At 56.7% G+C, this 21,936-nt stretch carries 28 protein-coding genes; 13 read left to right on the top strand and 15 right to left on the bottom strand.

Features of this window, described 5'->3' with window-relative positions; genetic code table 11:
• Window positions 1-121 precede the first annotated feature (121 nt).
• The 14 genes from AC3WMV_RS15620 to AC3WMV_RS15555 form a co-directional block, all read right to left on the bottom strand.
• The gene (locus AC3WMV_RS15620) at window positions 122-598 is read right to left on the bottom strand and encodes a phage virion morphogenesis protein (protein WP_103367921.1); all 477 of its coding nucleotides are present in this window, start codon (window positions 596-598) and stop codon (window positions 122-124) included.
• Window positions 599-608: 10 nt separating this feature from the next.
• Window positions 609-1,439 (bottom strand): phage head morphogenesis protein, encoded by an 831-nt coding sequence (locus AC3WMV_RS15615; protein WP_103367920.1) that lies wholly within the window; start codon window positions 1,437-1,439, stop codon window positions 609-611.
• Between the two features lies 1 nt (window position 1,440).
• Window positions 1,441-2,937 (bottom strand): DUF935 domain-containing protein, encoded by a 1,497-nt coding sequence (locus AC3WMV_RS15610; protein ID WP_103367919.1) that lies wholly within the window; start codon window positions 2,935-2,937, stop codon window positions 1,441-1,443.
• Window positions 2,934-4,538, bottom strand: a complete 1,605-nt coding sequence (locus AC3WMV_RS15605) for a hypothetical protein (protein ID WP_103367918.1) — start codon at window positions 4,536-4,538, stop codon at window positions 2,934-2,936. The genes AC3WMV_RS15610 and AC3WMV_RS15605 overlap by 4 nt, the downstream gene beginning before the upstream one ends.
• Window positions 4,535-5,086 (bottom strand): phage protein Gp27 family protein, encoded by a 552-nt coding sequence (locus AC3WMV_RS15600; protein ID WP_103367917.1) that lies wholly within the window; start codon window positions 5,084-5,086, stop codon window positions 4,535-4,537. The genes AC3WMV_RS15605 and AC3WMV_RS15600 overlap by 4 nt, the downstream gene beginning before the upstream one ends.
• A 2-nt stretch (window positions 5,087-5,088) precedes the next feature.
• Window positions 5,089-5,382, bottom strand: coding sequence for a VpaChn25_0724 family phage protein (locus AC3WMV_RS15595; RefSeq protein WP_034155734.1), 294 nt, complete (start codon window positions 5,380-5,382; stop codon window positions 5,089-5,091).
• Window positions 5,379-5,684 (bottom strand): DUF2730 family protein, encoded by a 306-nt coding sequence (locus AC3WMV_RS15590; RefSeq protein ID WP_007969405.1) that lies wholly within the window; start codon window positions 5,682-5,684, stop codon window positions 5,379-5,381. Before AC3WMV_RS15590 ends, AC3WMV_RS15595 begins: the two co-directional genes overlap by 4 nt.
• Window positions 5,681-5,830: a TraR/DksA C4-type zinc finger protein gene (locus AC3WMV_RS15585; protein WP_238547109.1), complete on the bottom strand. Its 150-nt coding sequence runs from the start codon at window positions 5,828-5,830 to the stop codon at window positions 5,681-5,683. The genes AC3WMV_RS15590 and AC3WMV_RS15585 overlap by 4 nt, the downstream gene beginning before the upstream one ends.
• 72 nt (window positions 5,831-5,902) lie before the next feature.
• Entirely contained in the window at window positions 5,903-6,517 is a 615-nt protein-coding gene (locus tag AC3WMV_RS15580; RefSeq protein WP_103367916.1) for an SAM-dependent methyltransferase, read from the bottom strand.
• A 195-nt stretch (window positions 6,518-6,712) separates the two neighbouring features.
• Window positions 6,713-6,931 (bottom strand): DUF7940 domain-containing protein, encoded by a 219-nt coding sequence (locus AC3WMV_RS15575; protein ID WP_103367914.1) that lies wholly within the window; start codon window positions 6,929-6,931, stop codon window positions 6,713-6,715.
• Window positions 6,928-7,428 carry a structural protein gene (locus tag AC3WMV_RS15570; protein ID WP_103367913.1) on the bottom strand — a complete coding sequence of 167 codons (501 nt, stop codon included), beginning with the start codon at window positions 7,426-7,428 and terminating at the stop codon, window positions 6,928-6,930. Before AC3WMV_RS15570 ends, AC3WMV_RS15575 begins: the two co-directional genes overlap by 4 nt.
• A 111-nt stretch (window positions 7,429-7,539) precedes the next feature.
• Complete coding sequence (locus AC3WMV_RS15565; RefSeq protein ID WP_103367912.1) at window positions 7,540-8,088, bottom strand: hypothetical protein; 549 nt, start codon at window positions 8,086-8,088, stop codon at window positions 7,540-7,542.
• Between the two features lie 260 nt (window positions 8,089-8,348).
• Window positions 8,349-8,780, bottom strand: coding sequence for a hypothetical protein (locus AC3WMV_RS15560; RefSeq protein WP_103367911.1), 432 nt, complete (start codon window positions 8,778-8,780; stop codon window positions 8,349-8,351).
• A gap of 9 nt (window positions 8,781-8,789) precedes the next feature.
• Window positions 8,790-9,248, bottom strand: a complete 459-nt coding sequence (locus tag AC3WMV_RS15555) for a hypothetical protein (protein ID WP_103367910.1) — start codon at window positions 9,246-9,248, stop codon at window positions 8,790-8,792.
• A gap of 35 nt (window positions 9,249-9,283) precedes the next feature.
• Between AC3WMV_RS15555 and AC3WMV_RS15550 the strand changes: the two genes are divergently transcribed.
• The 13 genes from AC3WMV_RS15550 (at window position 9,284) to AC3WMV_RS15490 (ending at window position 17,893) form a co-directional block, all read left to right on the top strand.
• Window positions 9,284-9,496 carry a DNA-binding protein gene (locus AC3WMV_RS15550; protein WP_103367909.1) on the top strand — a complete coding sequence of 71 codons (213 nt, stop codon included), beginning with the start codon at window positions 9,284-9,286 and terminating at the stop codon, window positions 9,494-9,496.
• Between the two features lie 355 nt (window positions 9,497-9,851).
• Window positions 9,852-10,331 carry a hypothetical protein gene (locus tag AC3WMV_RS15545; RefSeq protein ID WP_103367907.1) on the top strand — a complete coding sequence of 160 codons (480 nt, stop codon included), beginning with the start codon at window positions 9,852-9,854 and terminating at the stop codon, window positions 10,329-10,331.
• Complete coding sequence (locus AC3WMV_RS15540) at window positions 10,328-10,630, top strand: helix-turn-helix domain-containing protein (RefSeq protein WP_103367906.1); 303 nt, start codon at window positions 10,328-10,330, stop codon at window positions 10,628-10,630. The genes AC3WMV_RS15545 and AC3WMV_RS15540 overlap by 4 nt, the downstream gene beginning before the upstream one ends.
• 10 nt (window positions 10,631-10,640) lie before the next feature.
• The gene (locus AC3WMV_RS15535; protein ID WP_103367905.1) at window positions 10,641-11,573 is read left to right on the top strand and encodes an AAA family ATPase; all 933 of its coding nucleotides are present in this window, start codon (window positions 10,641-10,643) and stop codon (window positions 11,571-11,573) included.
• Window positions 11,574-11,576: 3 nt separating this feature from the next.
• Window positions 11,577-13,352 carry a DDE-type integrase/transposase/recombinase gene (locus AC3WMV_RS15530; protein WP_103367904.1) on the top strand — a complete coding sequence of 592 codons (1,776 nt, stop codon included), beginning with the start codon at window positions 11,577-11,579 and terminating at the stop codon, window positions 13,350-13,352.
• Window positions 13,352-14,533, top strand: a complete 1,182-nt coding sequence (locus tag AC3WMV_RS15525) for an ExeA family protein (RefSeq protein WP_103367903.1) — start codon at window positions 13,352-13,354, stop codon at window positions 14,531-14,533. The genes AC3WMV_RS15530 and AC3WMV_RS15525 overlap by 1 nt, the downstream gene beginning before the upstream one ends.
• Window position 14,534: 1 nt before the next feature.
• Window positions 14,535-14,852, top strand: coding sequence for a hypothetical protein (locus AC3WMV_RS15520; protein ID WP_103367902.1), 318 nt, complete (start codon window positions 14,535-14,537; stop codon window positions 14,850-14,852).
• Window positions 14,849-15,331 (top strand): hypothetical protein, encoded by a 483-nt coding sequence (locus AC3WMV_RS15515; protein ID WP_103367901.1) that lies wholly within the window; start codon window positions 14,849-14,851, stop codon window positions 15,329-15,331. The genes AC3WMV_RS15520 and AC3WMV_RS15515 overlap by 4 nt, the downstream gene beginning before the upstream one ends.
• Complete coding sequence (locus tag AC3WMV_RS15510; protein ID WP_007969379.1) at window positions 15,321-15,947, top strand: DUF3164 family protein; 627 nt, start codon at window positions 15,321-15,323, stop codon at window positions 15,945-15,947. The genes AC3WMV_RS15515 and AC3WMV_RS15510 overlap by 11 nt, the downstream gene beginning before the upstream one ends.
• 1 nt (window position 15,948) lies before the next feature.
• Window positions 15,949-16,638 carry a DUF2786 domain-containing protein gene (locus tag AC3WMV_RS15505; RefSeq protein ID WP_103367900.1) on the top strand — a complete coding sequence of 230 codons (690 nt, stop codon included), beginning with the start codon at window positions 15,949-15,951 and terminating at the stop codon, window positions 16,636-16,638.
• A 1-nt stretch (window position 16,639) separates the two neighbouring features.
• Entirely contained in the window at window positions 16,640-16,882 is a 243-nt protein-coding gene (locus tag AC3WMV_RS15500) for a hypothetical protein (protein WP_103367899.1), read from the top strand.
• A gap of 184 nt (window positions 16,883-17,066) precedes the next feature.
• A complete protein-coding gene (locus AC3WMV_RS15495) occupies window positions 17,067-17,534 on the top strand; it encodes a gp16 family protein (RefSeq protein WP_103367897.1) in 468 nt (155 codons plus the stop codon).
• Window positions 17,531-17,893, top strand: coding sequence for a Mor transcription activator family protein (locus AC3WMV_RS15490; protein WP_103367896.1), 363 nt, complete (start codon window positions 17,531-17,533; stop codon window positions 17,891-17,893). Before AC3WMV_RS15495 ends, AC3WMV_RS15490 begins: the two co-directional genes overlap by 4 nt.
• A gap of 1,071 nt (window positions 17,894-18,964) precedes the next feature.
• Here the strand turns inward: AC3WMV_RS15490 and AC3WMV_RS15485 are convergent.
• Window positions 18,965-21,934, bottom strand: coding sequence for an AAA family ATPase (locus AC3WMV_RS15485; protein ID WP_103367895.1), 2,970 nt, complete (start codon window positions 21,932-21,934; stop codon window positions 18,965-18,967).
• Window positions 21,935-21,936: the final 2 nt, after the last annotated feature.

Genomic DNA, 21,936 nt, shown 5'->3' with positions numbered 1-21,936 from the left:
GCTGGGTCAAGCCCACGCCGTTTTTGATAGCTGAAGGCTTTATAAAGCGTTTATGGCGATTTTCTATTGCAGGAATCAGTGCACCATAGCAGTAACGGCTCGATAGCCCCTCTGAAGGGGGCTACAGGCGTGCGGCTTTTTGCAGATGACGCAGAGCCAGCTCAAGGATTGCGTCCTCGGCTTCAGGCTGAATGACGCCCTCGGCGTCCATCGGCAAGAACGGCCGGCTCGGGATGTCTCCCCACAAATGCGGGAATTCTGATTTGTCACCGCCGAAGTGCATCATTGCCGCGTAGGGTTTGTTGCTGCCGACCAGCGCGGAGCTGTCGGTTGCAGCGCTGGTCACAGACGCAGCCAAACCCGCCGAACTGACCTGCAGGATCTGACCGGGCCAGTTACCGCTCTTTTCCCGGCGCTCGGTGGTGACATCCGATAAATCGGCCCAGTCAGGTCGGCCTTCATTTTCAAAGTTTTCTTCGGTCTGACTCAGCAGCTCAGCGGCGGTACTGCGCATCAATGGCGCGAGATCCCCGACCGCCCACTCGACTTTGCGCAATGCGTCCTGCAGGCGCCGGTGATCCAGTTCAACGGTGAACATAGTGCGCCTCCTAAGCGGCCGCTTCTTTGCGTTTCAACGCCTCGGCTAGCCCAGTGCCTGGCGCGTGGTTGAAGCCCGGATCGGTGCGGAAGGTAATGGCCCGGCCTTCGGCATCGGTGGTTCGCAAACCTGTAACCGTGGTCGTTCTGATTTCGCCAGTACGCTTGTCCGTGCCGGTTTCGACGGTTTCGGTGAATGACCGGCCGGCGCTCGAAACCACTGAAAGACCTCGACGTTTGACGGCCGACTCGGTCAATGCAACCACGCGGCAACGGCAGTTGAACCCATTGGGCGGGAAGATCGCCGACCAGATCGGGTCATCATGGCGGAACACTTGGCCGTGCAGCGCCCGGTGACTTGGTCGGGTCTTTCCGTCGAGGATGGCCACGTACATCCAGTACGGGTGCGTCTCGGTAGTTTGTTCCATCTCCGCCTTGCGGCCGGCCATGTAGGCGCTTTGCAGGTTGGTCTGGTAGATCGTCTTGAGCCGGCGCGGGCTGCCCAGTTGCACCAGCTCGCCAACGCCTTCGCTATCGACAATGACCTGTTGCCCCCACCAGCCCTGAGATTCCAGTGTCGGCTGCATATTCGTGATGAACTGCTTGAGCGTCTGGCCGTCCTGTAGCGCGGTTTCCAGCGCCGCCCGAATGTCGGACAGCAGATCGAGGCGCATAGCCTTGGCGACGGTGAAGGCTTGGTCGTGCGCCTGGTCGAGCATGTCCTGCCAGTTCCAGGTAATCGCGTAGCCCTTGAATTTGAGGTAAGCAATTGCCTTCGCGGGTTCAAGGCCAAAAATGGCTTTGAGGTCGGTCGGGCTGAGGCGCTTGTCCGAGGCAGCCATGTCAATCCTCCCGGTCGGCGCTGGCGCTCAGCCGGCCCCAGGTATCGGCGATGAACAACAGGTTCGTGAGCTGTTGCTGGAGGGTCTCCGCGTCCATCTGTGGGAACGTTTCGGCCAACAGGCCGAGCGCCTCCGAGTCATCGCGGGCGCGTTGCAGGGCTTCGATGAATGGGGCAACGGCCTGCTCGGCCTGTTGTTGCAGCGCTTCTGCGGGCAGACTGTCGATAGCCTGGTCGAGTGCAATCTGATCCAGCAGCGGCCGCACGGTCGACTCGGCGAACTCTGGCGAATCGACGGTGGTCGCCGCCGAGACGAGATCGCCGTCCTGCAGGTTGTAGGTGCGCTTCCAATACGCATCGGTGAACTTCACGCCGGAATCCGTCAGCGCCTTGTCGCGCTGAGCCAGCGTCTTGTCGATTTCTTCCTGTTCCCACAACTCGTACAACGGCGCCGCCACGTCGGAGCCGAAGTTGAGGTCGACGACCAAACGAATGCACGCATTCAGTGAGGCGGCAACGATGCCGGCATCGCCGTCGCGAATGTCTTTGGTGACTTCGGCGCCGGCCGTAGCGCTGGCGCGGTTGCTGTCTTTTTCGGTGGTTTGGTTTTGCCCGAGCATGGCGACGTTGATTTCGCTCCGGCAGTATTCCAGCAGTTCGCGATAGACCTCGGCGCTGCCGGCTTTGCCGGCGGCTTCAATGATTTGCACGCTGGAATCATCCGGGATCGCTGCCACGGCGTCTTGCACCATGGCCTCAAGGCTATCGAGCAGCAAATCAGTTTCGCTGTCGGCGGCGCCGCGTGGGTGTTTTCCGATGACCCAAGGGCTGCCGTATTTCTCGGTGAATTGAACCCAAAACTTCAGGCCGCCTTTCATGAAGGTCGCCGGCCAAAAGCACATGCTCAGATCTGGGAAACCATAAGGGTTGGCGTAGGTAGCGTCCTGCCGGGCAACAATGAAACGCTGCGGGTCGCAAAGCTCGCCGTCTTGGCCCGCTTCCTTGGAGCGAAAGCGCAGTTCATTGTCCTTGTCATAAAAGAACCATTCGGCCGGTTTGCCGAGCAGGTCTTCCGGTACCAGATTCATGCCCACCGGTTTCCACATCAGTTCAACCGGTTGATAACCGAACAGCGGCGCATCGAGCAGCTCGCGAATGATGCGGTCAAGGTCGAGGTCGGTGAGCCAATCGCGAATAAAGCGCTCCACTTTGGTCGGCGCATCGGCACGCTTGAGGCCGCGTTCCAGTGACAGTACGGAGGCCTTGCGGCGTCGGACGTTGCCGCCGACCAGTGCCGAGCTGCGGAGATCACGGTAGACCGTAATGTCTTTGCCCTGTGCTTTGAGGATCGGGTCAGGGTTGGGCAGATTGACGCCGCTGGAACCGCTTGCGCTGGAGCGCCCACGGGTGGCGATATGTTGATCGAGCGTAGAGCTGCGCTTCGCGTCGGCAAAGCTTACGAATTCGGTGGGGCTGACCCACAAACCTTTCTTGTTCATGCGAACCCCTGAGTAATGCGCCTGCCCTGACGGGGGCGGCGTGATTTGACCGACACCGGGCCGGAGGTGACTTCCAGCGTGGCGAAGTTGGCCAGCGCGCCGGCCCCCGCGAAGTCGCCGTGGCGGTAGAGATCCGGGTCTTTGAGGTCTTGTGAACGGGCCTTAACAATCATCGGGATGCCATCCACCGTCTCGATGGCGCGCACGTCCTGGTGCAGGTTGTCGTCCTGGGGCAAGGTGATGGTGCTGTCTTCAAACAGCCCGACAAATTTCGGCATCCATGCGCCATACCAGGCCCGGCTGATTTTCACCTGCTTGATGAGGTTCTGGCCGAATTCGTCGGCGGTCTCCTCGGCGAGTGTTTCGCCGTTGCCCGAAGCGTCGAGCGCCGCGCCGCTGAAACGAGGCAGACGGCGCAAGGTGTAGAACAGCACCAGCTTCTGCTGGCGGGCGGGCACGCGGTGCATCTCAATGACAAAGGGCACGTCCCGGTGGCGCGACTCGTCGACCGACATCGGGCAGGCGATAGAGAAGTCACGGTGGCGGGCGTAATCCATGCCCAGGTAATGGCGCAGATCTGGCGCGAGTTGGCCCACCTGCGGCGCCAGATTCCGCTCTATCCAGTCCTCAACATAGGCATCGCGGCGGTGAACGGGCTGCTGGGTAAAGTCGTCTGGCAGCGCCAGGCGCAGAACGATTCGGCCGGGGCGCATGGCCTCGTCGATCCACACGCCGGGGATGCATACGCCGTTGCCGTCGCGGGGAATGGCGTCCAGTTCTTCGCGCATTTGAGCTTTGCGCGGGCCGTAGGCGTTGCGGATCTTCTTGTACCAGGCCTCTTTGTCCTCAGCGGTAGCTTTTTTGCCGGCCATGAAACAGACCCGCTCAAACAAGCCATTGGCCACGGCGTCGTCAAAGGTAGCCCGGTAGACTTCGGCGCTGTCGCCGTAGCGTTTGTCCCGGATGTCGTTGACCATCTGGTTGAACGCATTGCCCTTGCCATTGTGGGTACTGATGATGACGATGCGGCCGCCCCAGATCAGGAGCGCCGTGGCGGCGTCAAGAACGGCGGAAACGTCCCGGTGAAACGCGGCCTCGTCGATGATCACCTTGCCCTGCAAACCGCGCACACCGGCCGGGTTACTGGACAGCGCAACGATCTTGAAGCCGGAGGCGTAGCGGATGCGGTACGCGTTGATTTGGCGGGTGTTGCCGGTTTCGTCCTGGTCATCGAACAGGAACTCTTCAATCTCACTGACGCCGGACGCCTGAGCCTCGGCCATCACGCGGCTGAACTTGGCGCAGTAGCCGATGAACTCCAGGCCTTTTTCCTTGGTGTCGCCTATGTAGAAACAGTCCATGCCGCCCGCAGACTTTTGCGAAGCTGCGGTAATCACGGAGTCCAATGCCTCAGCAAAGGTGATGCCCGTACGGCGGCCTTTTTCGCAAAGTTTGATCTGTGCTTGTATGCGCAGCCAGTCCACCTGGTGCGCCATCAGAATCCCTTCGGCAACCGGATTGTAGCCTTCAGGGATCTGTTGAACGCTTGGCGGAAGCTCGTCCCATTCGACAACGCGCAGTGTGCTGGCTGAGGGTTTCATTGCTTCACGCCCAGGAATTTCTGGCGCCAGAACATGGCCTGGTCTTCGGTCATGCCCTTGGACTTCACGGCGCTATCCAGTTCGGCCTCTTGCTCACGGAGCAGGCGTTCGCGTGCGGCGCGCTCGATGGTTTGGCGCTCCTTCACGCTCATTGTTCGCGCCTCCATGGTGGCCTTGGCGGCGCGGGCGAGCGCCGACACTTCGGCAATGGTGACCTCATCTTTTTCATGCGCGCCCATGGCCGCCTGATAGGTCAGCGTCGAGATGGCTTCGACCAACAGCGCGCCGGTCTTGTCCGAAGAGTCCTCGCCGAACGCGCCCACAAATGCCTCGGCCATCTCACGCTGCTGACGGGCCTTTTCGGTCAGTTCATCGAAGCCCACCTTGAAGCGGCCCAAGGCGCTGCGGCTCGGCGCTTTCTCATTGGGGAACCGTGCGCGGATATCGGCTAGCATGTCGTCCAGCGTCATGCGGTCATCACGCAATAACTTCTGGATGTACGCCTTGACCATCGGCGGCAGGCGGTTGATCGAGGATTTGCCCGCCATGATCAGGCCCCCGGCCGTTTGATGCCTGGAACGCGGGCGCGGCCTGCGGCAATGTCCTGCCCGCGCTCGGTAAGGGTTGCCACCAGCACCGGGCCGACGTCGGAAATGCTGAGGGCGCCTTGCTCAGCCAGCCATTGCAGTTCGGTTTTCACCTGGTCTCGGCTCGCGGTATGGCCGAAGTTATCGAGGGCCGTGTTCAGCACCGAGCTGTTGGCCCGGTAGCCGGGCATTTCCACCAACAATCGCAGGATCACCAGCCGCATGTCTTGGCGCAGAAAGTCGGAATATGGGGTCATGTCTTTTCTCGCAGCAGGTAGTCATTGATCCGATCCAGCGAACGGGCTAAAGGGCCAAGCGCATCCTTGACCCCCGACAGTTCGGCGCGTACCGCCTTCATATCGCCCAGCAAATCAGTCACGGCGGTTTGGTCAGGGAGGTGCCGCACGTGCTCTTCAAGCGCAACGATCCGGGTGCGCAGCTCCAGCAGTTCTTGAGCGCTCGCCGCTTGGCGTTTGGTGAGCCAGGTGTAAATGCCGAGTACCGTCAGGATCAGCCACTGCACGGTCTGGAAACCGAAGTTCATTTCATTCATGTTCATCGAAAGCCCCGCCGTGTTGAGTGTTTCAGTGCGTCGATACAATCGGCGCAGTGTTCCGTGCCCGGTTCGTTCTGGCGCCGATCCTCGGGGATCGCATCGCCGCAGGTTTCACAGCGGTAGGCCGAAACGCCTGAGCGGATAAACATCTCGCCTTGCCGTACGCGCCTTACTGCCTCTTCGCTGTCGTCTTCCGAAACGTCGCCTACAGCCATATGGCGTCAGTCCTTTTCTCGTAAATCGAGCAGCTCATTGAGCTGGGCGAGATTGGTACGCGCCCACTCGCCGTAGTCCTGTGCGTGGGCAAGGATGTCTGCCGGAGTGACGCCGCTTTCCAGTAGTTCGGCGTCAGTGCCGGGGGCGGGCCGGGCCGTTTTTTCAGACGCGGGGTCAGCGGCGCCGGATCTTGGGGCGGGCACGCCGAGGGCGGCGTTGTAGTCGCGCAACCAGCCAGCAGTGAATACGCAATGAGGAACGGGCTTAGCCGCAGCGCCAGGCGCCGGAATGTATTGGGTCGTGACATGGGGAATCCGCTCCTGCAGTTGGCGTTTTTCTTCAGCGAGTTGGTCGATAGTTGCGTACATAAGCGCTTCGGCCTCGTTGACGCGTGCGACCTGCTGAAGCAGCAACAGTCGGCTTTCATTCGCCGCTTTTGTGGCCTGTTGCGCTTGTTCGGTTTTGAGGTTCGCCAGATCTGTTTCCCCCAGCGCTTTTGCGTAGCTGAAGGCAAAGCCAGCTGTGGCGCCGCCGCCCGCGAGTGCGCTCAACAGGCAGGCGAAGACAATGGCGATAATCCGGGCCGAGCGCGGCCAGACAATCTGATCAAGCGCGCCCATGGTGCTGTCTCCGGCGGTTGCGAGACTTCCGGGCGCGGCGTTTCGCGGCGGCGATGCCGGTCTTACCACGGCGGCTAAAAGGGATGATTTGCGGGCCGCCCCAAGTTCCGAGGGAGTGATAAGTGGCGGCCCAGGTATGGCTACAAAACAAGCCGGCAAGTAGCGCGCCCAAGGCGCGCCCAAACAGGTTTAGCCTCATTTGAGCGCCTCCTGATCCGGGCCTTGCTTGATCAGGCGGGCAATGAACAGCACCAGCGCCAAGCCGCTGTTCAGTGCCGCATATGCCTTGGGCGAAAGCTGTGCCTGCCACATCGGCAACAGCTCCAGTTGCGCGAGGCCAAAGAAGGCAATCAGCAACCCGAGCTGGACGCTGTAGAGCTTGTAGCAGCGGCGCCAACCGCAAATGAGCCTCATGATGCTAGCCCTGCGGTTCGGCCGTGAGTGGCGCCGCGTTCGATGCCCGCCAGCGTCAGCCCATCCGCGATAATCGAGTCGCCGTACCATTGGCCGCCTGGCAATGGGCCGGGGCCGTTTTCATGCCGAATGATGGACTTGACCAGGGTGCGCATGACGTCAAAGTCGTAGACGTCAACGCCTTCGAAGTCCGGGTCAAACCCTACGGCGCGGGCCACGGTCAAGACGTAAGCTTCGGTGTTGTTTTCGGTGGGCGGTGCCCAGCGTTCAATGATCTCGCGCACGGAATCTATCCGGCTGCCATCTTTGGCGAGGCGTTTGTCCTGATAAGTAATCAGCACACGGGCAATTGCACGAATACCCCAACGCGGGGCGGTGAACTGGACGAATTCGCTTTCGCCTTGAGAGGCGGCCATGCCTTGCCAACGCACGCCTTTGGCGTGGCGAATGTTGCCAGGATTGAAGTTGCGGATTCCGCGAGGATTTTCGGGTCGCATGGACGCCTCCTGTAGCGGCGCCGCTGTTTTCGGGCGCCAGAAATACACACGCCGCCATCATGGGCGGCGTGGTACAGGAGGGCTTTTAATCGAGTTTAAAGAGAACTCAGCTCAGGTATTGACCTCATCTTTTACTTTTTTAAGCGATCCATCGCAGAAGTCAAAAAACGGAGAAAATAGACGCTGTAGAGGCCCGATGGTCACGTATTCCCCTGCATCGCCACCCTCGGCTCGCAGTTGGTCGTTGTGGCAGATGCAATCAAGGACGCGCAATACAGGAGGCTCATTCGCTTCAATGCTCAGTCTGTCAGCTGTAATGGAAAGCAAAAGTTCTTCAGACGCGGGCTGAAGCATTCTCTGTTCAAGCTCATTATATTTACGCATGAAATCGCTGTGGTCACGGGCGCGCACAGCGCTCCCCATAACCAGATTTACAGCGGCGAGGACAGCAAGCCCGGCAGACGCCCAAAGTGCGAGTTTTTTCAAATCATCACCTTGTAGCACCCCAACGAACGCTGCCGATCCAAATACCATCGATGCGACATTGGAGGTACGGTCAAGTCGATCAAAAAATCCGCGCCTGCGCTGATGGTAGCGTGAGGATCTACGTACCGCGAAAAGCAGTCCTTCCCAGCGTCTTTGAAGTTCAGCTTCGTCCACCTTTTCCGCCTCCGCTACCTGGATCTTTCGAGGGCGGGGCGACGGTGTCCACTACGTTCGGAAAACCAGGCTTGCGATGAATATCGCCCCCTTTGTTACTTTGGTCATTAGTCACCCGGTGTTTGTCATTTCCGCCGCGTTCTCGGCTTTTGTCATTATTGTTTTGCTTCATTCTAAACGCCCCTAGCTATACCGCTCGATGGATAAGCCGTGTCTGATTTTTTATGTTGGCGGCGTAAAAACAGCCGAAATTTGCTTCGTTACAACTTGAATAGACGGATTAAAGATTGGCCAAGCGCTTTGATTATGTCATCACCGGCGTCAATCCAGATTGCCCTAATAAGCGAACAGAAGACTACCGTCGCAGCAACGATAGCAGCCGACGCCAGACCAAGCTGGAACAAATATGAAGGAGTTACATGCACCCCATTTTTGTTCGCTTGAGTTAAGAGCAGTCCCCAAATCACCATTACAGCGAACGTGAAGATGGACAGCTTGTTATGATTTTCTTGCGCTATAGCTTCGCGGCGGCAGTGATTGCAGGTACTCGTACCCGCCGGGACAAATCGCGTTTCGCAGCTCACACACGGTTTAATCGACAGTTGCGCAAGCTGTTCCGGTGTCAGCTTCAGCGTTGCTTTTTCGTAGTAATCGCGTCCTGCGACCCTGTTGTTATGTCCGTCTATCTGCATCTCCCCACCTCATTCCTTCGTATGAAAATCCCTTCCCGCTACACGGTTACCTGAGCCAGTTACTGTTGTCGTTGTTGACGCCTGTGCCCCCAAGGCGCCGCCTGGCTCGCCCAAAATCATGCCAGCAAGCATTCGTTTTTTACTGGCCGCATCTAGTGCGCGGTATCCGTCCAGCAGCATTTCCTCATCTGGCGCCAATTGTGGCTTCGCGGCTTGCAAGCGTTCGCCTACCAAGACGTACTGCGCGTCCACGCCGATAACCAACAACTTCGCCACAAGGTCGGCCGGACATTTTTGCCGGCCCGAAACCACTTCTTTCAAACGCTGCGGGCTTGTTTCGCCGGCAGCACGGGACGCTGCGGCCAGCGAAAGGCCGCACCGGTCAATTTCTTCGCGCAAGCGAAGGTGTAAATGTTCCACCAAATCAGTTGACACGGTGTATATATCCCACCAATATAAATCAAACAAACAGCAATCATCTTTGCATCACAGGAGCCACCACCATGGCCACCCATGCCAAAGCCCTAACCGCCGACCAGGTGAAAGAAAACTTTCGCCAACGCGGCAAAACCATCACCGAATGGGCTACCGAAAACGGCTACACCCGTAACGAGGTTTACCGCGTACTCAATGGTCAAGCCAAAGCCAACTATGGCAAGGCACATGAGATCGCCGTAAAGCTCGGCCTCAAACCAGCCCCAGCGATGGCCGCGTGATGGTCATCCTCCAGCGGAAGCCCGGCGGGCGTCACGCGCTTCGGCCAACTGATCGCACAGCCATGCAAGCGTTCTTGTTGCCTCGGCCTCAATCGGTTGCCCCGGCCACTGGACGGGTCGCAGCGCTCGGTCAATCCGACCAGGCGTTACCAACCCCTCAACCTCAAGTATCGCGGCAAGGCGTAACCAGCCCTGCGCCAGCGCGTTCACTTGTGCCTCTAGCCTTTCAATTCGGTCGGTCATTTCTCATGTCCACGTTTGCGAATGTACCCCAAAAATTTGCACCCGCTGTAATCCTTTTGCATATGTGCAAACCGGCTTTTTGTTTGGAAGACGCCCTTGTAGGAACATTCCAATGAGCCGCCGTCGCTGGAAAAACATACAGCCAACGTCCCTGCGCCATGCGCTGGAGCTGTGCAAGGACTTCGCCAAGGACATTCAAAACAAAAGCGTGGATCGGATCGCCGATGAAATGGGCGTTGCGGATCACTGGTCGGTCTACAAATGGTTACAAACTGGCCGCATGCCGGCCAACCTGATCCGGCCCTACGAGCGCGCTTGTGGCTGTGATTACGTCACCCGCTGGATCGCCGCCAGCGCCGGGCAATTGACCATTGCTATCCCCACAGGCCGGAACTGCACCGCGCAGGACACGCAGGCTCTGCAGGAAGTACTCACCACAGCGGCGGGCAAGCTGTTGGCCTTCTACGCGAAGAACTGCGATGCCGATGAAACCTTGGCCGCGATACAAGCCGCGATGGAAGGCCTCGCCTGGCACCGGGGCAATGTCAGCCAAACCCAAACACCACAACTTGAACTGGAGGAGCGGCCATGACTCGCACCGCATCCAGCGCCGGCCGCGTGCTGCGCGTTCTCAAAGCATTGAAGGGCCACACGATTACAGGGTTAAGCAACGCGGAACTGGCGCAGCTAGCCGGCGACAGCCCAAGCAACGTCACGCGGGCGGTGCAGGTTCTGATCGAGGAAGGCCTCGCGGTGAAGCTGGATAACGGCCGATTTGCCCACTCCGTAGCAATGCTTCAAATCGCTCAGGCGCACGCCGAACACATGGCGCGTGTGACCGGGCGCCTACATGAAATCAATCAGCGGGTCGCCGCTGGCTCGCAGATCTAAGGAGAACCGCATGGCACGTACAAAAACTCAACCCGTAGACAGCCCGGAACTGCCTGTTCTGGACGGCGAAATGTTGACCGCGAATCAGAACGCAATGGCCTCCCTCCAGGCATCGCATAGCGATGAGCGTGACCTCGTTAATCAGCTACTCGGCCAAGCACAGATGGCCGAATCCTTTGCAAAATTTTCGCTGACGGTCAGCACTTCTAAACTCGCCTACGTCAAGGAAACCAAGCTTTATCGGGGTTTGAGCGGGAAGAAAACTGCTGACGGTCAGCAGTTCGCGGGCACTTGGGACGAGTTCTGCTCATTGCTTGGCCGTTCGCGCCAGCAGGTCGATGAAGACATTGCCAACCTTCGTACCCTCGGCGAAGCCGCGCTTGATTCGATGTCACGCATGGGCATCGGTTACCGCGAACTGCGCCAATACCGCCGCCTCCCGCCAGACGAGCAAGCCGCGCTGATTGAGGTAGCCAAGGCCGGAGATAAGGAAGCATTTCTAGACCTTGCAGAAGAGGTCATTGCCAAACACGCCAAAGAAAAAGAGGCACTGACTCAGCGGCTTGATGACGTCAACGCCGACTACGAAGCCCAAGGCGAAGTCATGGCGAAGAAAGCCAAAGAGCTGGATAGCGCCAAGCAGGAGCTGGAGAAAAACCGCAAACGCATCCAAACCGCCACGCCGGACGATGTCATCAAAGATTTGCGCGCCGAGGTCGTAGACATCCAGTTTGAGATCGAGGCCAAGATCCTCGGCGAATTGCGTGACGGATTCGCTCAAATGGCCGAACACGGCGCCGCAATCGGGGCAGACCACAGGGGATATCAGGCAGATCTGATCCGGCAATTAGAGGTCACCCTCGCCACCGTCCGCAGCGAATTCAACCTCCCCGAACACGCCGAAGGCAGCGCCCCGGTGTGGATGACGGCGCCCGAGGCTTAAGCCATGAATCCGGTACAAGTCCAGCAGTTGGCCCAAATCGCCCAACGCGCCGAGAACGCCCCGCACGGCCAGCGTACCGCCGTTTACCAGGCGGGCGCGGCCGAGCTGGGTGTGTCCCTTCAAACCTTGCAGCGCAAGCTGAAGGAAATTCGTGTGGCAAAGCCCCGCAAGCGCCGCAATGACGCCGGGTGCAGCGCGCTGCCGATTGAGGAAGCCCGGAAGATATCGGCTGTGTTGCTGGAGTCGATCCGCGCCAACAACAAGCAGTTGTCCACCATCGAGCGGGCCGTAGAACGGCTACGCAGTAACAACATGATCGTGGCCGGCCGCGTGGATGAACAAACAGGCGTGTTCCGGCCGTTGACCAACGGCGCGATCAGCCGGGCACTACGTGCCTACAAATTACACCCCGAGCAGTTGTTGCACGACGCCCCGGCGGTGTCGCTGGCCAGCAAGCACCCAAACCACGTTTGGCAGGTGGACGCGTCGATCTCGACTCAGTTCTACCTGGCAGATGACGGGGCGCGGGTGATGAACAAGGCCGAGTTCTACGACGGCAAGCCCGGCAACCTGAAGAAGATCGAACGTCAGCGGCTGTGGCGCTATGTGATTACAGATCACACCAGCGGCACGTTGTACCTCGAGTACGTCCTCGGCGCCGAATCGGCAGAGAACCTGTGCAATGTCCTGATCAACGCAATGCAGAAGCGCGGCGAATCTGACCCATTCCACGGCGTGCCATGGATTCTGATGACCGACCCCGGCGCGGCCATGACCAGCGGTATTTTCCGTAACCTCTGCCGCGCCATGTCCATTGACCTGATCATCAACCAGGTCGGCAACGCTCGGGCGAAGGGCCAAGTTGAACAGGCTCACAACATCGTCGAACGGGAATTCGAAAGCGCGCTCAAGTTTCAGGCGGCGGAAAGCCTGGAGCAGATCAACGCGTGGGCCGGCCAGTGGATGCGGTACTTCAACGCAACTTCCGTCCATACCCGCACCCGGCGTACCCGGTACGGCGTCTGGCAGTTGATCCGGCAGGAACAACTGCGCCTTGCGCCAAGCGTTGAGATTTGTCGAGAGCTGGCCGTCAGCACGCCGGAATACCGCAAAGTCAGCAACCTGCTGCGTGTTTCGTTCCGTGGCGTTCAGTTCGATGTCAGCTCTGTGCCAGAGGTGATGGTAGGCGAAAAACTGCTGATCACCCGCAACTGCTGGCGCGACAAAGACACGGCAATCGCCGTGTTGATCGGGGCCGATGGCCGCGAGAACTATCACGTCGTCGAGCGGATCGGGCTGGATGAGTTCGGCTTTGCTGAAACCTCCGCGACCATCGGCGAAACGTACAAGCGCCACGCCGAGACGCCGGCCCAGTTGTCTCGCAAAGTGCTGGAGCAAATCGCTACCGGCACCACCAATCAGGCGGACGCCGAAGCGGCCCGCAAAGCCAAGGCCGTTCCGTTCGGCGGCCTGATCGATCCGCACAAACACGTTAACGACACAGTGCTGCCGGCCTACATGCCACGGCGCGGCACCAGCCTCAACGTCAACGCCCCAACTGTCGAGCTTGTCCCACTCAGCCACGTCGAAGCCGCCAAGCTTCTGCGCCCGCGCCTGGGCAACCTCTGGACGGCGGAAACGTTTGGTTGGCTACAGCAGCGTTACCCGGAAGGAGTTCCCGAAGAGCAGCTCGACGCCGTAGAGGCTGAGCTGAAACGACCTGTCGAGGTCATGCGCAAACCGTTCAGCCTGGTGCTGGCAGCGGTTGGAGGTGAGTGATGTTGAAACTGAAGCATGTTTTGCAGGGGGTGGGCCGCCCTCAATCGGCCTTGGCCGAATCGCTGGGCCTCAGCGGCGCCACCGTCGCCCAGCTGCTGAACCACGGCCAATGGCCGCGCAGTCTGGACAGTGACGAATTACAGGGGCGCATTCGTGTGTTCCTGACCGAATCCGGCGCGAATGACGCTGATATCGCCAACGCATTTGAAGAAGTGGATCTGCCGTGCGCCAACACGGCAGATCCGGCCCTTAAGAAAGAGCCGTCCGGGGAGGACGAACCTATGTTACTGCCAAAACAGACCATTCAGCCAAATACCCGCAAAGCATTCAGCCTGTTCCGCGACCCGTTCGACGAGTTGCAGTGCGCTCAGGACATGTGGGTCAGCCCGGATATTCGCTATGTGCGGGAGGTGATGTACCAAACCGCTCGCCACGGCGGCTTCCTCGCGGTCGAGGGGGAATCGGGCGCGGGGAAAAGCACGCTTCGGCGCGACCTGGTGAACCGCATCGCCGAAAACAACGACCCGGTGATCATCATTGAACCCTACGTGCTGGCGTCTGAGGATAACGACACCAAAGGCAAATCCCTGAAAAGCACGCACATTGCCGAATCGATGATGGCCGCCGTTGCACCGCTGGCCAAACCTAAGAGCAGCCCTGAGGCGCGATTCGCTCAATTGCACAAAGCGTTGAAGGAATCCCACGCCGCCGGCTACCGCCACTGCCTGGTCATCGAAGAGGCCCACAGCCTGCCGATTCCCACGCTCAAGCACCTCAAGCGCATCCTTGAGCTGGAAGTCGGGTTCACCAAACTGGTCAGCATCATCATGATCGGCCAGCCGGAGCTGGGCGTGAAGTTGAGCGAACGAAACGCCGATGTGCGCGAGGTTGTTCAGCGCTGCGAGCGGGTCACGCTTACGCCGATTGAAACCTCCCGGCTGGAAGAGTTTCTGAAATTCCGCTTTGACCGGGCCGGCAAACCGCTCGCCGAAGTCATCGACGAAAGCGGCATTCAGGCAATCGCGGCGCGCCTGTCTCAGCCAAAGCGTAGCGGCGGCCGTGATGAAACGGTGTCGCTGCTGTACCCGCTGGCCATCGGCAACTTGATGATCGCGGCGATGAATCTGGCCGCCCAACTGGGTGTGCCAATCGTTACCGCTGACGTAGTGAAGGGGGTGTGAGATGGCCGCCCTACATCTCGTACCTTCGGCCCCGGCTCAGCCCCTGAGCATCCTCACCGAGGAATTCCCGAAAAAGCTGGCCACCTTCAATGATCTGACCCGCGACATGCGTGAGGCCGGAATTGTGATCAAGGCGCTGGTTCTTGCGGACAACAAGATTTTTGTTGACCCCGATAGCCTTGAACTTCTGGCACGGCGCTTTGGACATGAGCTTCGCGGCATGCGCTGCAACGCCGAAGGGCGTCTTGCCCGCAACACCGCATCGATTCGGGGCGTCGGCGTTGTCTGGTTCACCTTGGTCAAGGAGCAGGACAAATGAGCCAGTCACTGAACGCCTCGATTGAGGCCTTGCAAGACGCTGTATGGACAGAATTGCCGACCATGTCCTGGGCAGATGCAATGAAGCATGTTTCAACAGTGCTTGAGCATGTGCACCGCCCATCCGCGCCGGCCGAGCATCTGTCGGCGGCCAGCGCCGCCATAGCTGAAAGCCGGTTTTACGATGCCGGCCGGCATCTTCGCCGCGCATTGATCGCTCTGGACATTCGTACCGGCGAACGCGTTGTGCGTCAGGCCGAGCTGCTGGACGCCTTCGACCAGGCGCACGCCGTGATGCCATTCCTGTGGCTGGAGATTGGCTACAACCGGATCAGTGATTGGCTGGTGACCGTGGCCGACAAATCAGGCGGCGTTGAGCGCGTGGTCGTACAGGTCGGCGGCTTGGGCGCTGATGAAACTTGCCGGGTGGCTGCGCAACAGCTGCGCCAACTTCTTGAGGGTAAAACCAATGACCAGTAATGATGCTCTGCAAATACCGCCGGGCTACCGCGTCGACGCCCTCGGCCGCATGGTGCCCGAAGCATCGATCAAGCCTACGGATCTACTGCGCGACAAGGTGGTGATCGAAGCCGTTGACCAGGCCATGGCCATCAGCGCGATGTTGCTCAAGTTCAAAGCGCATGTTTTCGGTGAAATTGACGCGCTGCTGCAGATCAGCAAAGAGCAGTACGGCGTTGTGTCGCGTGGCACGAAGGGCAATCTGACCCTGATCAGCTTCGACGGGCGCTACAAGCTGATGCGCGCCAACCAGGATCAGATCGAATTCAACGAACACCTTCAGTCAGCCAAGGCGCTGCTTGATGAGTGCGCGCATGAATGGACGGCCAACTCCCACCCCGGCGTCAAAGTATTGATCAATGACGCATTCCGGGCTGACCGCAACGGGGAGCTGCGTACCGCCCGAATCCTGTCGCTGCGCCGCCATGACATTGATGACCCACGCTGGAAAAAGGCGATGGAGGCCATCGGCGATGCGATCCAGGTCGCGGGCAGCCGCAGCTATATCCGCTTTTACAAGCGCGTTGGCGATACCGACCGTTACGAAGCCATCCCACTTGATTTGGCGGGGGTCTGACATGGACAACAACCGCACGCTGGAGAAGATCAAAAAGTGTCTGGAGATGGCGAAGTCCAAAACCAGCAACCCGCACGAGGCAGAAATCGCGCTGCGCCAAGCCCATAAATTGATGGAGTTGTACAACCTCGAAATGGGCGACGTACTTGCAAGCATGGCGGGGCAAGCCTCCGTTCTGGCGGGGTCTGAAGGCTCGCCGCCGGCTTGGCGGGTCAGACTTGCGCAAGTCTGCGGTCTTGCGTTCGGCGCTCGATTGATCATAACCACCAGTGTTCTCGGCGCGGCTCGCTTTGTTTTCATCGGCTGCGCCGCAGCGCCTGAACTGACTGGGTACGCTTACCAGGTGTTGGAGCGGCAACTACAGAAGGCACGGCGCGAATACCTGAAATCTCAGAAACGCTGCAAACGCGCCACGAAAGTCGCTCGCGGTGATGCCTTCGCAAATGCCTGGATCGATGCAGTGCATTCCAAAATTGAAGCCTTCGCGGGTGTCGAAGACAACATTGCCGACGCAGTTGAAGCCTACATGGCGAAGAACTACCCAGAACTCGAAAGCGTCGAATTGAAGCGCCGTAAGCTCAAGGCGCGTGATGAAGTCGCGGCCGACGCCGGCTACGCGGCAGGCAAGTCAGCGCAATTGCATCAGGCTGTGAACCATAACCCCCGCGCACGTTTGACGATGGAGGTGTGACATGAATAAAAGCAACCAGTCGCCAATCCCGAATAATGCTCAGAGCAGCCGTCAGAGCGCTGTATTTATGAAGCTCAAAAGGCAGGTTCAGGTACAGCGGTTCGTCGAACTACGCGCATTGGGTGAAATGGCTAGGCGCAAAGCGTGCGCCGCGTTGCGGGCGGAGACTGCCGCATCGGCGGACTTCATTCGCGCCGTAGTAGAACTGTCGGGGGCCGCTCCCGAGCGGCCAGTGGGAGCCTGATCATGGGTTCTACAAGCACAGGAAAGCTCAATTCAGGGGTGTTGGAGTTCCAGGCGGTCTGCGACCAGTGCCAACGGCCCCGCGTCGTAGGCAACCATATCAAATGCAGCAAGATCCGGCAGCGGCTGCACGCGGCCCGGAATGAGCCGCAAGACGGCACGCGGTCGCGGCCGGGAGGTGCCAAGTGAAAAAAGCGCCTGCCAACCCAGCCCGGCTGTCCTTGATCAAGCTGATTCACGTTGCCCGACGCGAACTGCGGATGGATGACGACACCTTCCGCCTGATGTTGGCCAGCATGACGGGATTGGATGGCGCGACGTCCTCCGCTGACTTGAGCGTTCCAAACCTTCACCGGGTGTTGGAACAGCTCAAGCAGCGCGGGTTTATGGTTCGTCCAAAAAAGGCGCAGGAGCGCCCGAAGGCGGACGACGCCCAGTCGCGGAAAATCCGGTCGCTCTGGCTGACCTTGCACGGCCTCGGAGCGGTGCGCGATCCGTCCGAGGAAGCGCTGGCGAAGTTCGTTCTGAACATGACTGGCATTAACGCTTTGCAGTGGCTCAAGGGTTCCCAGGCTAGTCGCGTCATCGAAAACCTGAAGCAATGGCAGCAGCGCATCGAACAGGCCCCGGCCGCCGTACAGGAGGGTGTATGACAGAGTTCAGAAGCAAAGGCCCGGAACTGTTGACGGATCTCACCGAACACATCGCGGTGGCGCTCGTTGAATTGGTGTCGATGGAGGAAGCCGCCGCTCGTCATGTGGCGCAGGAGGTCTCTGACCGCATGGCGGCGCACTGGGGCGGCCAGAACCTGTATTTCCCGATGGGGCTATCGGTCAAGTTGAGCCGGCGTGATCGCCAGATCTACGACGAATTCAATGGCACCAACCATAGCGAGCTGGCGCGCAAGTACGCCGTGTCGCTCCAGTGGATTTACAAGATCGTCAAGGCAGTGCGAAAGGACGAGATAGCGCGCCGTCAGGTTGATATGTTTGCCCCGCTCACTGACGACTGAGCGGGGCGTCTTCTTATTGCACTGGCTGCAACTGAATTACACAATCCATCCCAACCTGTGCCAGCCTATCCCGGATTGGCCCAGGTTTATCTCACGTTCCCCTTGGTATTTATCTCAGTCCTAAACAGTTAGGCCGTAAGTTTTTAGGGGGGAGTTATTGGGGTGTTTCAGTTGGGCGATTGGAAATGGATCGCTGGTCACGCTCTTGATTGCTTTTGACCAGCCGAAAGCGTGTCGTGGATCTCCGCTTTCGGCTAAAAGTGGACGCCTAGTAAGCCTTCGATAAAGGGGCTGCGAAGAAGGCCGGGGACTCGCGTTTTTTTCGATTATTCGTCTCGGATAAGCTCCGCTATCCAATTAGCGGATGCGCTCACAGCCAGCGACAGAAAGCGCTGATGCGGATATAGCAGGTGTACAAGAACCGAGGCAGGCTGCCAGTCAGCAAGCACTTCGACCAACCGGCCCTCTTGCAGATGTTCGCTGACGACGTTCTCAGCAAGCTGAAACCATCAAGGCACATCAAAGGTTACGTCATCAATAGAAACGTTGCATATGCTTAAATAAGGGCTCTAACTGATCTGCATAAAAATGCATCTGTAACACCAAAAGTGTTGCGGATAGTAGATCAGACTAAGGTTGCCAGGGGGGGCATGGCGTTACCTTTTCCTGGTGGTATGCAGCCACTATTCTTTGCCGGCATGCTGGCGGCCGAGCACTACCCACATAGGTACTATTTTTTATCATTTTCTTTTCATGCAGGGAGGCGGGGGAGGATGCCGAACTCCAGCACTCTCAAACTTTAGAGTTCTGCTTGCCTCCGAAACCTTAAGTCGGCCAAACATCTCACTTCCTGTGAGCGCTCGAATCGCTGCAAAGTAATTTGATGGTCAATCGAATGCGTATGCGTGGTTACTAGCGCTGAAATTTCGATGGCTTGGTCCATGATCGACTCGCATCGGATGAACTGTCAGTTCTGCTTTGTTCTACTTCAAGTGTAGGCCGCGCCTGAGTGTGCAGGCGCGCCTCACAATGCTGTCTAAGATATCTTCTCGCCGCGTATGTAAATCAGCGTCAATCCGCTCGTGTACTATCGCTAACTTGAGTGCTCCCCCCCGATTTTACTGTAACCCCACCCTCAGAAGGGTGAAGGTTTATGATCCGCGCTTCGACGCCGTCATTAAGCAACTTACGTAGAAAGTAGCGAGCTTGGGCTGCGTCATGGGTCGCGATAACAACCTGATAGCCGTGATCTGATATGAAATCGCGCAGAAGATCAAATACTGCAGAAGCATGCACTAGGTCGTGATGCTGCGTGGGATCGTCCAGCAGCAAAGCTTTCCATGGAGACCACGCGTGAGTAAGCGACATAGATAACAAGAACGACAACTGAATATCAGTCATCTGTGCCTCGCTGGCTATGCTAGCCACAGAGACTTCGTGCTCCCCTAAGTTAACGTGAATTTCCGCTTTTGCTTTATTGCGTTCGGAGTAATACCTTAAATCAGTCTTTCCGAATCTTGGCTCTCTTACGATACGGTTGAGTAATGTCCGCCATAGCGGAACCACCATTGATATTTTCTTTTGAATTCCATCAATTTCTTCAGAAAGCTTTGTAGAGAAGTCGTCTAAAGCTAGGCGGGTGCGTTCGATATTTTCTAGCTTTGTTTCAGTTTCTGATATTTGTGCACGAATAGTATTTCCATACTCCAGCTCGGAAAATTGCCCTCGCATACTATCTATTTCTTGTTGAATTTTATCGTGCTCAACATGAATGCTCCAGCGGGCTATCTCTTCTTCGCTATTTTCGAGGGTGCGCAATTTTCTTCTGGAGCTGTCAATCTGCTCAGTTAGATTTAGGCGCTTCAAATCTATCAGATTAGGGTTAGGGTCGCCTTCAATGTCCAAATTCATCCACGAAGACAATATTTTATTTATCGCAGCGTCGTCCTCTATCAATCCATCTATTTGCAGTTGTAGGTTTCGCTCCTCGTCATCTTGCTTTATGCTAAGTATTTTGCGGGATTCACTGTTGTCAATAATGGTTGCCGAAAGAGCTCTTCGCTTGCCGTCAAGGGTAGTAGCATCTTCGGTTTCTTCAATTCCGGACAAATAAGCTTGCAAACCCTGAATATTATCTTCTAGGATTTTTGACTGGCTCTCGAGCTCTCTGAGTCGAGAATTTATTTGGTCGCCTTCTAATTCGAGGCGTTGTATTTCATTAATTGCAAATTGAATTGAAAGTTGATCCACTGCTGGAGGGATATCGTTTCTTTCAAGCTCTAGGTTTTTTTTCTCAAGAGCGAGTTTATTCATTGCGGAAGCTAATAGCTCAGCGGCGGCAGAAACACTATGCCCTTGAAGTAGCTTATTGCTACAACATTCGTCAATTCTTGCCTGAATTACAGCCTTAAGCTGTAGCGCGTTATGTAGTTTCTGAGAAATAATGCCGCGATTTTCCTTGTTCGTTTGCAGTTCGCTTTGTTTAGAAGTTAGTTCCGTTCGGAGAGTGTCTACGTTATGAGCTGCTGTTAAATATTGAGGGGTTACGGCTTGAATTGCACTGTCTAAGCTAATTCTAATATGTGCTGCGCCTACATGGGACTGGCATACTGGACAATCGTCAGACTTGGGGTCGAGGCAGGTTGAAATTTGGGCTAATGCTGCTCGTAGTTTGTTCTCTGTATCAGAGAGGCTAGCAAGTTGATCTTTTGCTGCGTCGAGCCTCCCGGTCAAGACGTCGACCTGATAGCCGAGAGACTCTAAAGTGGTGTCAACGTCGATTATAGATAGCTGGAGTTGTTGAACAAGATTAGAGAGCTCATCAAACTCCTTTTGAGATTCTTTCCAGATTTCGAGGGATTGAAGAGCAGCAGAAATTTCCAACCCCTCTTCTGTATGTGTCGCGGCAACACGTGAAACATAGATGTGCCGATCCTCAATATTTTTAAGGAGGTTGTATTTATTTTTTTCAGTGGCAAGAAGGTTTTGATTTGATAGTTTTAAAGAGTTTAGTTCTTGGATTACTTTTGCATGGCCAGAAGTTTTTGCTAGCTCAGCTTCCAACTCCATCCGCTTTTGCTGTATTTCCGATGCAAAATTGTAATTCGCGACCATTCCTTTTAGAGAGATTTCACTTGATGCAATTTTGCGATCAATTATTTCGATCTCTTTTTTTGATTGATCAATCGCAGTGGACGTGTTTTGAATGTTATTTTCGCGATCAGCTTTTTGAGCTAGTAAATCGTGATACCTACTTAAAAGAGGCTCAAACTCTTCAAGCTGAGAGAAAGCCTTCGTCAATTCTTCTAGATTTTTAGACTCAACTCTGGTGAGCGAGCCTATCTGTTCTTTCATGAAGCTCAAATCGGCCGGAATTTCTCCGGTCAAGTCATATTGCTTGATGCCCACATTTAGCAGGATGTTTTCCAACGAAATCAAAGGTCGTACCGATGATAAAGCTTGTAATCGTTCTGCTTGCAATTTTTCCAAGCGTTGAAGGCTAATGGACGACGCTTCTAACTGTTTGGCTGTATTGTTCTTTTCTTGGGTGAGAGCCCGTTTGATCGGCATCATCTTCTGCAAAATTTGCACAGCCTCCCGTCCTAACGGCAGACGTGACAACTGCTCCCCAGCATTTGCAGAATCGCCTTGCACAAACCACTGCTTTCCTCGCTGATCCAATAGATGTGTCAGTCTAAGGAGGTATGGATAGTAACTAGGATCTACTCCGGGGAAAAGTTTATCCAGTCGCCCCGGATCAATCTCTAAAACGCCGGCTTTCGAAACTGAAATTTCGCGACTCCATCCATCAAAATTAAGTTTGACGGAAGCGGTTTTAAAGCCGTCTTTTATTATCGGTATATAACTGTTTCCGAGGCGGTGTATATTCCCTGTCAGTGCGAGTTCTATAGCTTCAAATATAGCTGTTTTTCCAGTGCCATTTGGCGCGATTAGTATCGTTGCTCCCGGCCCGATATCAATTCTAACATTGGAGGAAAAACGACGAATATTACTTAGTTCAATTGAATTTAGCGTAGCCATAT

The sequence above is a fragment of the Pseudomonas sp. FW305-3-2-15-E-TSA4 genome (genome assembly GCF_058787295.1).
The sequence above is the reverse complement of the archived record's forward strand: the minus strand, read 5'-3'. Positions and strand labels throughout refer to the sequence as shown.